This window comes from Nocardia sp. NPDC056952, assembly GCF_042674185.1.
In the GTDB taxonomy this organism is placed as follows: Bacteria; Actinomycetota; Actinomycetes; order Mycobacteriales; family Mycobacteriaceae; genus Nocardia.
Map to the genome: position 1 here is coordinate 1417023 of NZ_JBHURA010000001.1, position 13034 is coordinate 1430056.

Genomic DNA, 13034 nt, shown 5'->3' on the forward strand with positions numbered 1-13034 from the left:
GGGTGTGTGCCGGACGGGACAGGGTGAGGTCACTTGGTCGCGGTGCTGTGCGATGAAGCAAACGAATGGCTATGCGATTGCATAGTTTCTATACGATCGCATATCCTGCGTGGAGGAGGGCGACATGTCAACCCCATGGACCGAGAGGCGGAGTCCTGTGGACGTATCACGATCAGCGGTGCGCGATGAACTAGGTACCTCCAAGGCGTCCGCGCGGATACGCGCCGCGGCCATCGAGGTCTTCGCTGCCAAGGGATACGGTGCGGCCGGTACGCGCGAGATCGCCGCCAGTATCGGCTTGAGTCCCGGAGCGGTGTACCCGCACTACAAGACCAAAGAAGCGCTTCTCTACGCCATCAGTCTGGAAGGGCACAGTTCTGTTCTGGACGTGGTCACCGCCGCCGCACACGCCGGGGCTTCGGCAACTGAGCGGCTGATATCGACGGTGAACGCTTACGTCATGTGGCACGCCGACAACCACACCGGCGCGCGCGTTGCACAATACGAACTACGCTCGCTGTCGCCCGAGCACTTCACCGTCATCGCTGAAATCCGCCGGTCGACGTCTCGCGTATTCTCCGAGATCATCGAAACCGGCGCTGCGGCAGGTGAGTTCGATCCCGTCGATGTTGGGGTTGCAACGCTGGCAATCACCTCACTCGGAGTCGATGTCAGCCGATGGTTTCCTTCCAAGACCTACTCCGACGCGGATGTCATCGCTGCGGGATATGTCGAACTCGCTCTCCGCATGGTCGGAGCGCGGAGGTCTTGACTCCGCTCCAGGCGTTTGCCCGAGCGGGTCCATCCCGGTAGCGGTCCGGGAGATGCCGGATGCCAGGGCACTCGTTGAAGTAGGTTTGGATCGTCTCGCGCCGCGGGTCAGCACCTCGCGCGCGTAGCAGGCGAATCGCCCCTACTGGGTCGCCGCTGGTGGCCGTAGCTGCCCAGTAGGTCGCTGGCATCCCTTTCTCGGTCACCGCGTCGATGTCGGCTCCGGCGTCGAGCAGACGCTCGATCGTCGCGACCCCTTCTATCCCTCGCGCGGCCGTACTCGCTTGGCGCGAAATCCGCAGGTCCGCTGGTGAACCGGGACCAGTAAATTCGCTGGTGGGGGGCGTTAGCCTTGTCGGTATGGCACGGGATGAGCGCGGAGTTACCGCCCAGAGCGAAGATTTCTCCATCTGGTACAACGACGTTGTCTTGAAGGCTGCCCTTGTCGACCGCGGACCGGCCAAAGGCACCATGGTCATTCGACCGTACGGGTACAGGATCTGGGAACTGCTACAGGCCGAGCTCGATCGGCGTATCAAACAGACCGGTCACGAGAACGCCTACTTTCCGCTCTTGATTCCCCAGTCCTACCTCGAACGTGAAGCCGACCACGTCGAGGGATTCTCGCCTGAACTCGCGGTGGTCACGCACGCGGGCGGCAAGGAGCTCGAAGAACCACTTGTCGTGCGACCTACTAGCGAGACGATCATCGGCGAGATGATGGCGAAGTGGATCAGCTCCCATCGCGATCTGCCGTTGTTGCTCAATCAGTGGGCCAATGTTGTTCGATGGGAGATGCGCCCGCGAATGTTTCTGCGCACGACGGAATTCCTGTGGCAGGAAGGCCATACCGCGCACGCTGACGAGGCGCAGGCTCGTGTCGAGATGGAGTTGGCGCTCGGGATCTACGAGACCGTTGCCCGGGAGCTGGCGGCGATGCCGGTCGTGCCGGGTGAGAAGACCCCCGGTGAACGCTTCGCGGGCGCTGTCGAGACGATCACGATCGAGTCGATGATGCGGGACGGCAAGGCGTTGCAGGCCGGGACCTCGCACTACATGGGCACCAACTTCGCGCAAGCATTCGGAATCCGGTACGCCGCCTCCGATGGGCGAGACACATTCTGCCACACGACATCCTGGGGAATGAGCACCCGGATGCTCGGCGGCGTCGTGATGACCCACGGCGATGACCGCGGCCTGGTGCTGCCGCCGCGCCTGGCGCCGCACCAGGTCGTCATCGTGCCGATCATGCGCGGTGATACCGCGGCCGCTGTCGTCGCGGCCGCCGATGAACTGGCAGGCAAGCTTCGGTCCGCTGGGGTCCGCGTGTACGTCGATGATCGGGACCAGACGCCGGGCTGGAAGTTCAACGAGTGGGAGATGCGCGGTGTCCCTGTGCGCGTCGAGCTCGGCCCGCGCGATCTCGCTGCCGGGACAGCGGTGATGGTTCGGCGCTTGGGGGAGGAGGGAAAGCAGTCGGTCGACTTGGTGACCCTGCCCGACCTCATGCCTGGGATCCTCGACGATTTCCAGGCGTATCTACTCGCTCGCGCGACCGCGTTCCGCGAGGAAAACACCATCGCTGTCGACGATTGGGCGGCGTTCGAGGCGGCCGTCGCGACGGGTTGGGCGTTGGCCCTGCACTGCGGTAAACCACAGTGTGAGATTGACATCAAGGCCCTCACGGCGGCGACGCCGCGGTGTGTGCCGCTGGCCGGAGACGCCGAAAGCGGCCAGTGCGTTCGTTGTGACGCACCGGCGTCCTACGGCAAACGGGTGATCTTCTCCCGGGCCTACTGAACCCACTAGGGCGGCCACCCCCCGACTTACGCGGCCAGCGCGTGTGACGAGAGCGGTTCGATATACATGGGCATACGGCCTCGGCCTGGCACGAATCATCTCTCGGGCACAGTGACCTGCGACGGCGTAGTCCCCACGACAGGCCGCGGCATCGCCATCGCCCTCAACCAAGCCCTGATGGACGACCGCTACCACGCAGGCTCCCGCGCCTTGGATGCTGCCGCCTGCTCGGCACCCTAGGCCTGTGTCGAAGTCCCATCCGGTGCCTCCGACCCGATGATCGGAGCGTCCGCTGGGCTGATCGGAGAAGATCCACTGGTCCTAGGCGTGAGTGTCGCGAGTTCACATGTCAGCGGCAACGTTGATCACACTGTGCCGCAGGCAAGTTAGTTCATAGCAACAAATCGGTCTCGACCTCTATCCATCAGTCGAACTTGGGTGGATGATGGCCGAGAGGCTAGCTCTCGATCTCCGCCCAACTTTTCTGGTCCCTCCCCTTAGGTGCGGACTGCCCTTACAGAGGGCGTGCCGGTCACATTCCTTCGTTCGATTTCGTGAGTTCTGCGCGTGAGCCGATCAGGTTCCCGAGTCGGCCTCCTTGCGACATCAGGTTGGAAAGGTCTCCGATCGTGGCGATCAAGCGATGGCGAAAGGTCGTGACCGGACCGCTGCGCACACAGGAAATGTGCTGCGTCGACAAGTTCTCCGGAGATCTGCACGATCTGATCCGGCTGTGTGGGGCGTGCGCCATGATGAAGGAGATCAGGGTGACAGGTCTCGAGCGCAACAACGGCGGGGTGTTGCCATTGAGAGTCGGCGGGCTGGTCCGATGACCGTGGCACTCAGGCCCGGAGATCGTGGAGACCTCGTCGGGGTGCTCCAGGCGACGCTGAACCGTGACTACCCCCTCTACTCCAGATTGGTCGTAGACGGGGAATACGGCCCAGCCACGGCCACGGTCGTTGCGGAGTTTCAGCGCCGGGCGGGACTCGATGTGGCCGAACCCGGCACGGCCGACACAACGACATTGCGCAGGCTCGGACTGAACTTCGACCGGCTTCCACCAGCCGGGACCCTGCCGTTGTACTACAGTTTCGCCGGCACGTGGGGCCATTGGAGTCAGGGACCACCGTTCGACGTCGGCTCGGCGCTCGAAGGCGAGCGCCGGGTCCGCAATCAACCGGTCGCGTACCCCGCCAGTGGATTTCTCAATCCGGACCCGCACACCAGCTACCGGGAGTCGGTCGCGCTCGGCGTCGGGGAGGGGATCAGGCTGATCCTGCTGAATCCCGGCCCTTTCATCCTCGCGGGATACAGCCAAGGCGCGGAAGTCGTGGTGCGGCTGATGATGCTCATGACGGACGGCGGGCCGCTCGCGCACCGAGCGGACGATCTGCGGCGCGTGATCACCTTCGGGTCGCCGTGCCGTCCGCCGGGACGCACGCTGCTGGGTAACAACCCGCCGGGGGCCGGAATCTCCGGCGACTACACGCCCCAGGAATTCCGCGACCGCACCTTCGATTTCGTGCTCGACGGTGACATGTATGCGACGACGACTAACGACACGCTGCTCGAGCAGTTCTACGACCTACTCGTCCACGCGGAGCTGACGGTGCCGTTTGCGGTTGCGGTGTTGCAGTTCCTGCAATCGAACATCCTCGGTGGTGGTCTCGGTGGCCCGCTCGGCAATGTCGGCCGAATGACCGTGCCGACGGGACTCGGTGGCGTAGACTTCGTCAAGGCCGTCCGAACCATGCAGGTCGTCTCCGAGTTCCTGATCCGTAATCCGCATGTTCACTATCACGATTGGCCGGACTTCGACGGCCACACCGGAATCGAGCGCGCCAAGCAAGTCCTCCGCGACATCACGTCGCCCGACTAGCTGAAGTCGGACCTGCTCATAACCTGGCGGAAATACTCGCCGATCCCGCCAGCTATCGCACGGGAATCTTGAAGTGCATTGCGCGGTAAGGCCATCCTTCGGTGGTCTTCCACTGCGACACCAACAGGTGTAGGCCGGCGTCGAGGGTGGATCCGGGGATGATGCACGGGCCGTAGAGTTGCGCGACCCTGTCATTGCCCTCTTCTCCCCATGCCGACCCGCGAATGGGTGTCGTCTTCGGCACCAGGTAGAGGTTGTCGGTGGGAGTGTCGAGCAGACGCAGGTCGATATCGTAGCCACCGGTGGTGGAGGCGTCGAAGTTGACCAGAGCCCATTTGTTCTGAATTTTGCGCAGGCACATCTCGCCGAACTTTTCCGCGGAGGGCTGGCTTTCGAGTACCGGTGTCGGTGGGTTTCCCCAGTTCCAGCTGCCGTCGCGCCAACCCCAGCCGATGTATGCGCCGGGGTCGGTGATCCGGTCCTGGCGGACGCGGCGCAGGATGACCCCCTTGTCGCGTTGGAATCCGGTGGAGAAGACGTACACCCACCCGTCGTCGTCGCGTTCCCAGGTCCACAGCTGCGCGAACCCGTTGTGCAGGCCGGCGTCGAACTGGGCACCGGTGTGCCGCCAGGACTTTCCGTTGTCGCTCGACGTCCAGATCTCGGTGCGCACCACGTTGCCGAGGCCCTGGTTGATCATCACGTGCAGGTAGATGTCCTGGCCGATGGTGATGACGTCGGAGGGCAGCGCCGTCGTCCCTCCCGCGTGGTCGTAGGGCCACAGTTGCTGGGCATAGTTCGGGACCGGTCCCGCGGCTTCGTGCCACACGATTCCGTTGTCCAAATTCGTTGTGTCGGAGTACAACGCGACCGGCGAGCGCCAGTCGTCACTGCCGACCATCGGGTCGCGGAAGGTATCGCCGAAGACGGCGAGAATCCGGCCCGAGGGTGTACGGGTCATCACCCCGAGATCGGTTGCGGCCATACCGAACTGGTCGGTGTGGCCGGGGCCGGTCGCGTTGGTGATCTTGCGTGTGCCGGTGGGGACGGCAGCGGGGGCAGGCAACCGCCAGCCGTCCTTGATGACGCCGTACCACTCACCGGCGTAGACATGGCCGGTGACCGGCCAGCCCTTTGCCTTCTGCATCGCGGTCGCGGCGTCGCGGGTGGCGTCGTCGTACACGCTGGTCTGTGCGATTCCGAGGGCGGCCTGCCAGCGACGCAAGCCGTCCTTCGACGCTTGCGGCTCGTTGCCGAACCTGTTCGACCACGACTCCTGCGGCCCGGACAAGGGACCCCAGTAGTGCCCGTTCGGAAGTGGGAAACGGTCCGGGTCGTCGGGGATGCCCGCGTATTGCTTTGCCGCGGCGAGGACGACATCGTAGGGAAAGGTGTCGGGGACGTCCCAGTGGGTGCCGTCCTTGAAGCCCCTCAGTTTCACGGAACCGTAGGTGTAGTTGTTGTGGCTGGAGACGCCGTGCATGTCGTTTCCGACACCGGCGATGTCGACCCGCTCGATCGGGATGTGGTGTTCCTCGGATATTTTGGCGATGGTGAAGGCCACCATGTCGAGCATCTTGTCGTGCTCGAGCCACACGGAGCGCTGCTTCGGGTTCGATTCGACATTGGGGCTTGGACTGGTGGTCCACCGTGGAATCGCCCCGGAGGTCCCGACGAGGGCGATATGCACCGAATCCTGGTTCTCGTCGTTGACGCCGCGCACCGGAACGCTCCAGGAGGCGTTCTTCGTGGAGACTGTCTGGATGATGTGGTTGTCGTCGACGATGTAGTGATACGACCCGTCCTGCCTGGCCGCTTGACCGTCGGCGACGTTTTCGGCGCGGCTGATCCAGTCCTGATTCTCTGTGGTGTGCAGGTAGATCCGCTTGTATGGGCCATGCCCGGAGCGGGAGCCCGGTCCGGCGTGCCAGGCGATGTCGTAGCCGTCGGGTTCGCGCACCGAAATCGGGCCGGGAACGACGATCGGTTCTGGGGTAACGGGCTGGGCGGCGTATTGCCATTGCCCGAAGTCGGCGGTGAGGGTGTCGTTGACGTCGACGTTGATCCCAGCGACCTTGACGTTGTCGCGCGGGTGAATGAGCCGCTGGAACAGGCAGGCGTGATCGGAGATCGTGCCAAGCGGCCTACCGCCCAGCCAGGTGTTGGGTTGCCACAGGAACCGTTTTCCGCTGCCGTCGCGGCACGTGCCGACGACGTCGTCCTCGACTGCCCAATCGCACGCCAGGTATTTGCAATACGCGCCGACGCGCTCCTTGCCCAGCACCGACGCCGCACCGCGCAGATAGTGGGTGGCCATGCTGTTCCACTCGGACAGCGACAGATCGTCGTCGATGGAGAAGAAGATCGGAGCCTCGGCCGGGCCGCCGCAGTGCCGGTGCCACGCGTCGGCGGCCTCTGCGTCGGCTACACCGCCGTCGAACCCGCGGCGCCAATCGGCAGTGGCGTTCTTTCCCTTTTGCCAATTGCTGACAAGGGGCATCTTCAGATCGAGATACCCTGCGGCTTCCTCGGGAGTGAGTTTCTTGTTGATCAGGCCGCGTTCAGGTGAGTCCACCAGGTAGCGAACAGCCCCGTGGTATCCGTCGGCCTTCACTGCCTGCGCCCCGGGGCGCGCCGCGGCGTGATCGACCAGCTGCATCCTCGATGGACGCTCCCCGGGCGAGGTGCTGGTGAATCCCGCCCGCCAGGTCGCCGGGCCGATCAGTCCATCAGGGGTGAACCCATTCGCGAACTGAACCGTACGCGCCGCGTCGGCGGTTGTCTGGTCGTAAACACCGGTCTGTGGCAGGCCCCGCGCCTGCTGCCAGCGCTTCAAGCCCGCAATCCACTCGGGCCGTTCGCTGCCGTGACGCCCGGAGATCGACGAGGCGGGGCCCTCCAGCGGTCCGTAGAAGAACCCTCGCGGCAGTGGGAAGGCCTCCGGGCTCGACCCGTCGATACCGGGGTCGGGTTGCGTGCCGGGGTCGACTGCACCCTCGAGGAAACGCTGCGGATTCCTCGGTTCACCGCCGATGCGCCCGGGCGGGCCCCACACCTCGAAATGCAGATGCGGACCGGTCGATTGGCCCTCCGACCCCACACTCGCGATCTGTTCGCCCTCCCGGACCCGGTCGCCTTGCTTCACCAGGATGCTCGCATGACGCATGTGTCCGAAGATCAGATCAACACCGCGGCTGTCCTGTGCATCCAGCCACACCCAGTTCCCGAACCCCGACACCGACCCCGGTGGGCGTTCCGCACCCTCGACGACCACACCGTCCACCGGTGCGAAGATCGGTGTGCCTGCCGGTGCGGCGATATCGATACCGTCATGGTCTGGTCGGTCCGGCGTTCGAAAACCCGACGAAATCCGGAATGTGCTGTGCACTGGCCTGGTGGTCATGGAAGCCTCCTCGCTTCGTCGGTACAACGGGCTGGCCACTGTTCGAGACTCTGATTGTCGTAACCAGCGGCGATGATCACGCGCGTAATCCACTACTCGACTTCTTCGACGGTGGTGTCATGGCGCCAGGCGACCAAGCGGGGTGACAATCACGTCGTGACCATTCCCGATTCCGGCGGTGACGCAGTCATCGACCGCCTTTCGCTGGGCGATCACATGGGCTTTGTTCTGTATCCCACGACCGGTCGAGTACGGGCCGATCAGGAGAAGTCGATGCGCTGCGGGTCTGCGATCTGTTTCCGCTTGCGTGTGATCCAACCCGGGACGCGCTCCGGCGAACGCGCGACCAGCGGGATCCAGCCGTCGCGTTCGACCTGGACGATCCGCTCGTCGACCCCGAGGGCCCGGAGTTGGTCGAGAAAACCGACCAACTCCTGAGGCAGCGCCAGGCTGTCCCCGGCCGCGAGGCGGGCGATCCGATATGCCCGTGTTCCGGCGGCGCGGTTAATGCTGTCACCCCTACTTTCAATAACGTCTATTTGAGGTCGGTGGATTGGACGCGGCCTCAAGATATTGATGGGATAATAATTTGGATCAGCTCTCGTCAACGCACCCTTTGTATCGCGGATACGCACCAAGAGTTGTCGCCCGATCTACTGCGGAGCAGATAATTGCAGTACCAGGAGGAGGCGAGGTCATGGCATCTAGCGGTTCCGAGGCTGCTCGCTGGGACAATGCGGACGACGCGGCGCGCCGGTTCGAAGAGAGTGGGCCGTTCCGTGACGAGATCGAACGGTCGCGATCCGACAGTGAGACGGGCATCATAGGCGATCCGGATGACATCGAAGCCCGGGCAGACCGGCTCCTGGCCAGTGGCGCTGTCCCTGCCAGTGTGGTCATCCAACTTGCCGCGTCGAGTGCCACCTCGACGTTGCCATCACTCGAGCGAGTAATCGCAGCCTCGGACAACACCTCCGCTGCGTGGGTGTCGCGCGCTGCTCGGGCCGCGCAATGCGTCGCCCGTATTTCGCTTCGTCGTATGGGCCAGGAAGTGCCGATAGGGACGGGGATTCTGGTCACCCGTAAGCTGCTGATGACAAATTGGCATGTCCTTCCCGACACGGACACAGCTCGCGATGTGGTCGTCGAGTTCGATGCCGAGGTAGGCCCCGACGGCGTGCCGAAACCGACGAGGCGATTCCTGTTGAATCCTGACTCGTTCATGGTGGGTGACCGCCGCAGATCTCGACGTGCGGGAAGCGGGAGACCTAGCTGGACTGCCGGCGCTGTGCCCGCAGTCGGGCACAGCTTCTCCGCATACTCGGTTCGCCACCCGATCGGCCGGCTGGGTGCTTCGCACGCCAGACGTGATTGGAGTCGGTGCGCGACCGATCAGGTCTTCGAATCAGGCCTCACTCGCGACGAGTTGAGCTCTTCGTGGCCAGCCGGCCCAAACGCAAGGAGGTCGGTCCGGCTGCAGCCTCGCCCCGATGTGCTTTCGGGTCCAGTCGTCCGGTTCTACGGATGCGGCAGCTCGGCCAGTCAGGACGCGGCCACTCACACAGCGCCTTGACCGCCTCGTTCCGTGCCCATGCCAGGGTCCAACGTCGACATTGCGCCGGTTGCCATCGTGTCAGTGGTAGTAAGTGCTCAGCTAGGGCCAAGATGCTGTCGATTCGTAGTCCATCGGCTACCTCCATCACTGTGGCCCAGTTCCAGTCGAGACCGCGTGGGCGGGCCGCGGGTCGCTTTCCGGCCGTGTGCAGACCTCGAATCGCGACGCATGCGACACCAGCCGCGGATCGGTACTTGGTCACCCAGGCGAGCGATCGTCGCCGCGGCGTTCGCAGTGTTCGAATCAGGCATGGTGACAGCAGCGGTAGAGGGCGGCTGGGCTCGCACACCGCAGCGTTTCTCGGGGCGGGGTTCGACGTCGTAGAGATCGGGCGGCTCAGCGAGCGGCAGTGGGACTTGCCGCCTCGACCCGTGGGTGGCGTGCGAGGAGATCGAAACTGGGTCGGCGGTGCCAACGTGTTGACGTGGTGATTGTTCAGGGTGAGACCAGGGTCAGATCCGGCCTCATCGAGATCCGTGCTGGTCAGGTCCGTGCCCGAGACTGCCAAGTCGGCGGTGAGGTGGGGGAGTACGGAGGTGGTGAAGAACGAGGCCACTGCGACCTTGCCGGTGTAGAAGGCGGTGTCCTGCCCGGTTTCGATTGCGGTGTAGGCGGGTTTCAGCGGCGACAATGAGGCGCCACGGCGTCGACGTGCCCGGCCAGGTCCGTGTGCTCGTGATCCGGCACGACACCGCAGACATCAACGTCGGCACGGCGGGCTGTCGCGGTGTCGTCCACTACCAGCGCCGCTACGTGGGCTGCGTCAGCACACGCTTGAATCGAGCGGTGCAGCATCGATCCCGAAAATCGTGGACGTGTCCCTACCCGCGGTGGGAAGCTCGAAGGAGCCGGATCCCGACCCGAGGGAGCGTGCGACATGGTGGACCGGACGAACGGTGCGCAGCGACCGGAGAGCATCCGGAACGTGGCGTTGGTCGGCAGCAGTGGTGCGGGCAAGACGACGCTGGTGGAGGCGCTGGCGTTGGCGACCGGGACGGTGAACCGCGCAGGCCGTGTGGAGGACGGAACATCACTGTCGGACTACGACGAGGTCGAACGGCGACAGCACAGATCTGTGCAGGTGTCGGTGGTCCCCGTGAAGTGGGGCGAGGTGAAGGTCAATCTGATCGACACTCCGGGATGCCCGGATTTTGTCGGCGAACTGCGGGCCGGGTTGCGGGCGGCGGACGCGGCCCTGTTCCTGGTGTCGGCGGCCGACGGAGTGGAGGGTGTGGCGGGGCCTACGCGGGAACTGTGGGCCGAATGCGCGCGGGTGGGGATGCCGCGGGCGATCGTGATGACACATCTGGACACGGCGCGGGCGGAGTACGCGGAACTGGTGCAGGCCTGTCAGGCACTGCTGACCGGGGGAGCGAGCGACACAGTCCTTCCCCTGCACCTGCCGGTCTACGGGCAGAAGACCCCCGATGGGCACCGGCCCGCGATCGGACTGCTGGAACTGCTCGAGCGACGTGTCGCCGACTATCGCAGCGGGAAACGGGTGCGCACCGAACCTTCCGCGGAACAGCTCGCGGTGATCGACCCGGCCCGCGATCGGTTGATCGAGGCGATCATCGCCGAGAGCGAAGACGAAACGCTGATGGACCGCTACCTCGACGGCGAACCCGTCGAAGTCGACACCCTGGTTGACGACCTGGAACGAGCTGTGGCGCGCGGAAGCTTCCATCCGGTGCTGTTCGCGGCACCGGCAGCTGAGGAAGCGGAGCAGGGCTTGGGCGCGCTCGAACTGCTGGAACTGATCACGGCAGGGTTCCCGACACCGATCGAACACCCGCTGTCGGCCGCGCCGCGCGGCGACGGCACCGCGCCCATCGCATTGGACTGCGATCCGGCGGCCGAACTCGCCGCGGAGGTCATCCGGACCTCGTCTGACCCGTACGTGGGACGGGTATCGCTGGTGCGGGTGTTTTCCGGCACGCTGCACAGCGAGGACACCGTCCGCGTCTGCGGACCCGAGCACGAAGCCGACGACCGGGTCGGCGGGGTCACCGCGCCGTTGGGGAAGCAACAGCAGACACTGACCGAGGCAGTCGCCGGCGATATCGCGTTCGTGAGCAAACTCGGCCACGCCGAAACCGGCGACACCCTCTCCGCCACTGGGAAACCCCTGCTGATCGAGCCGTGGCAGCTGCCGGAACCGTTACTGCCTGTGGCTGTTCGGGCGCAGGGCAGGGCCGATGAGGACAAGCTCTCGCAGGGGCTGACCCGGCTCGTTGCCGAGGATCCGACCCTGCGGCTGGAAAACAACGACCACACCCATCAGCTGGTGCTGTGGTGTCTGGGGGAATCCCACCGGGACGTCGCTCTGGAACGGTTCCGCGGGCGGTTCGGGGTGCGAGTGGAAGTGGAACCGTATCGGGTGGCGTTACGGGAGACGCTCGCCGCGGAAGCCGAGGGGCACGGCAAGTTGGTCAAGCAGTCCGGCGGGCACGGGCAGTATGCGGTGTGCCGCATCCAGGTGGAACCGCTGCCTGCGGGGGCCGGATTCGAGTTCGTCGACCGGGTGGTCGGTGGGGTAGTGCCGCGGCAGTTCATCGGGTCGGTGGAGAAAGGGGCACGGGCGCAGGCCGCGCGCGGGGTCACTCCCGGATATCCGCTGGTGGATGTGCGAGTGACACTCGTGGACGGGAAAGCGCACTCGGTGGACTCCTCCGACGCCGCCTTCCAGACCTCGGGTGCGCTCGCCCTTCGTGACGCGGCGGACGCGTCCGGGACCCTGCTGCTCGAACCGGTTGCCGCGGTGCGGGTCACGGTCCCCGACGACCAGCTGGGCGCCGTCCTCGGCGACCTGTCCACCCGGCGCGGACGCATTCTCGGCACCGAACAGGCCGATACCGGCTTCACCCATATCCGGGCCGAGGTACCCGAACTCGAACTGAGCCGGTATGTCATCGACCTGCGATCGCTCACCCACGGGGCGGGGTCGTTCGCCCGCGGGTATTTGCGGCACGAGCCGATGCCGACCGGGGTCGCCGAAAGGGCACGCAAGGAAATCGCCGAGGCGTCGGCCTGAATCGCCGGGGCGATCGTGCAGAGCGGGTTTCCTCGACGGGCGCCGCCGATTGCTGGATGCTCTCGAGTTCGGGCGATTTCGCTGGAGCCCTGAGCGCATGGGTCGGTTGGGTTGATCGACCACGATCAACAACCGGCCCCGCGTGGCGAGCCAGTCGAACACCGCCCGCAATCGGGCTTCGTCGTTGGGCAGCGCCTTGTCGAAGAGCCGTTTGCCGTTCGGATCGAGGCCGACTGAGTGGTGCTCGCCCTTGCCGACGTCGATGCCGCAGAACACGGCGTATACCCGTGTCACTTGATGTTTCCTCATCAGGTTCGAAAACGCTGGTGGAAACGGTCGCCCGATCGAAGCGTCAACGCCCCGCACCCACGTGACGAACAGACCTCGATTGCGGCCCCTGTCCCCATTAGCGGTCCGTCGACGCCACCAGTGCCCGGTGACACCACCCCCCCGGATCATGCATTCATCCGTCACAACCCCCCGAAATCAGGGGGTTTCGATCCATGTCTAAATACCCGTGTTTCACACT

6 protein-coding genes and 1 pseudogene are annotated in these 13034 nt (G+C 64.9%); 4 read left to right on the forward strand and 3 right to left on the reverse strand.

Features of this window, described 5'->3' with window-relative positions; translation table 11 throughout:
- Positions 1 to 157: 157 nt before the first annotated feature.
- The 3 genes from ACFTS5_RS06475 to ACFTS5_RS06485 all read left to right on the forward strand — a co-directional run bounded on the left by ACFTS5_RS06475 (position 158) and on the right by ACFTS5_RS06485 (position 4453).
- Complete coding sequence (locus ACFTS5_RS06475) at positions 158 to 772, forward strand: TetR/AcrR family transcriptional regulator (protein WP_378627994.1); 615 nt, start codon at positions 158 to 160, stop codon at positions 770 to 772.
- A gap of 359 nt (positions 773 to 1131) precedes the next feature.
- Positions 1132 to 2571, forward strand: a complete 1440-nt coding sequence (gene proS, locus ACFTS5_RS06480) for a proline--tRNA ligase (protein WP_378628363.1) — start codon at positions 1132 to 1134, stop codon at positions 2569 to 2571.
- Positions 2572 to 3313: 742 nt separating this feature from the next.
- Positions 3314 to 4453, forward strand: a complete 1140-nt coding sequence (locus ACFTS5_RS06485) for a peptidoglycan-binding protein (protein WP_378627996.1) — start codon at positions 3314 to 3316, stop codon at positions 4451 to 4453.
- Positions 4454 to 4505: 52 nt separating this feature from the next.
- Here the strand turns inward: ACFTS5_RS06485 and ACFTS5_RS06490 are convergent, their stop codons facing one another.
- Positions 4506 to 7856 carry a DUF4185 domain-containing protein gene (locus ACFTS5_RS06490; protein ID WP_378627997.1) on the reverse strand — a complete coding sequence of 1117 codons (3351 nt, stop codon included), beginning with the start codon at positions 7854 to 7856 and terminating at the stop codon, positions 4506 to 4508.
- A 260-nt stretch (positions 7857 to 8116) separates the two neighbouring features.
- Positions 8117 to 8464 carry a hypothetical protein gene (locus tag ACFTS5_RS06495; protein ID WP_378628000.1) on the reverse strand — a complete coding sequence of 116 codons (348 nt, stop codon included), beginning with the start codon at positions 8462 to 8464 and terminating at the stop codon, positions 8117 to 8119.
- Between the two features lie 1884 nt (positions 8465 to 10348).
- Here ACFTS5_RS06495 and ACFTS5_RS06500 point away from each other — a divergent pair.
- Positions 10349 to 12505 carry an elongation factor G-like protein EF-G2 gene (locus ACFTS5_RS06500; protein ID WP_378628002.1) on the forward strand — a complete coding sequence of 719 codons (2157 nt, stop codon included), beginning with the start codon at positions 10349 to 10351 and terminating at the stop codon, positions 12503 to 12505.
- A gap of 105 nt (positions 12506 to 12610) precedes the next feature.
- Here ACFTS5_RS06500 and ACFTS5_RS06505 read toward each other — a convergent pair.
- A pseudogene (locus ACFTS5_RS06505) lies at positions 12611 to 12814 on the reverse strand (transposase); the annotation flags it as partial.
- Positions 12815 to 13034 lie beyond the last annotated feature (220 nt).

Excerpts from the sequence above, each read along its gene's own strand:
- proS (WP_378628363.1), top strand. The coding sequence starts at position 1,132 with ATGGCACGGGATGAGCGCGGAGTTACCGCCCAGAGCGAAGATTTCTCC.
- ACFTS5_RS06490 (WP_378627997.1), bottom strand. The coding sequence starts at position 7,856 with ATGACCACCAGGCCAGTGCACAGCACATTCCGGATTTCGTCGGGTTTT.
- ACFTS5_RS06500 (WP_378628002.1), top strand. The coding sequence starts at position 10,349 with ATGGTGGACCGGACGAACGGTGCGCAGCGACCGGAGAGCATCCGGAAC.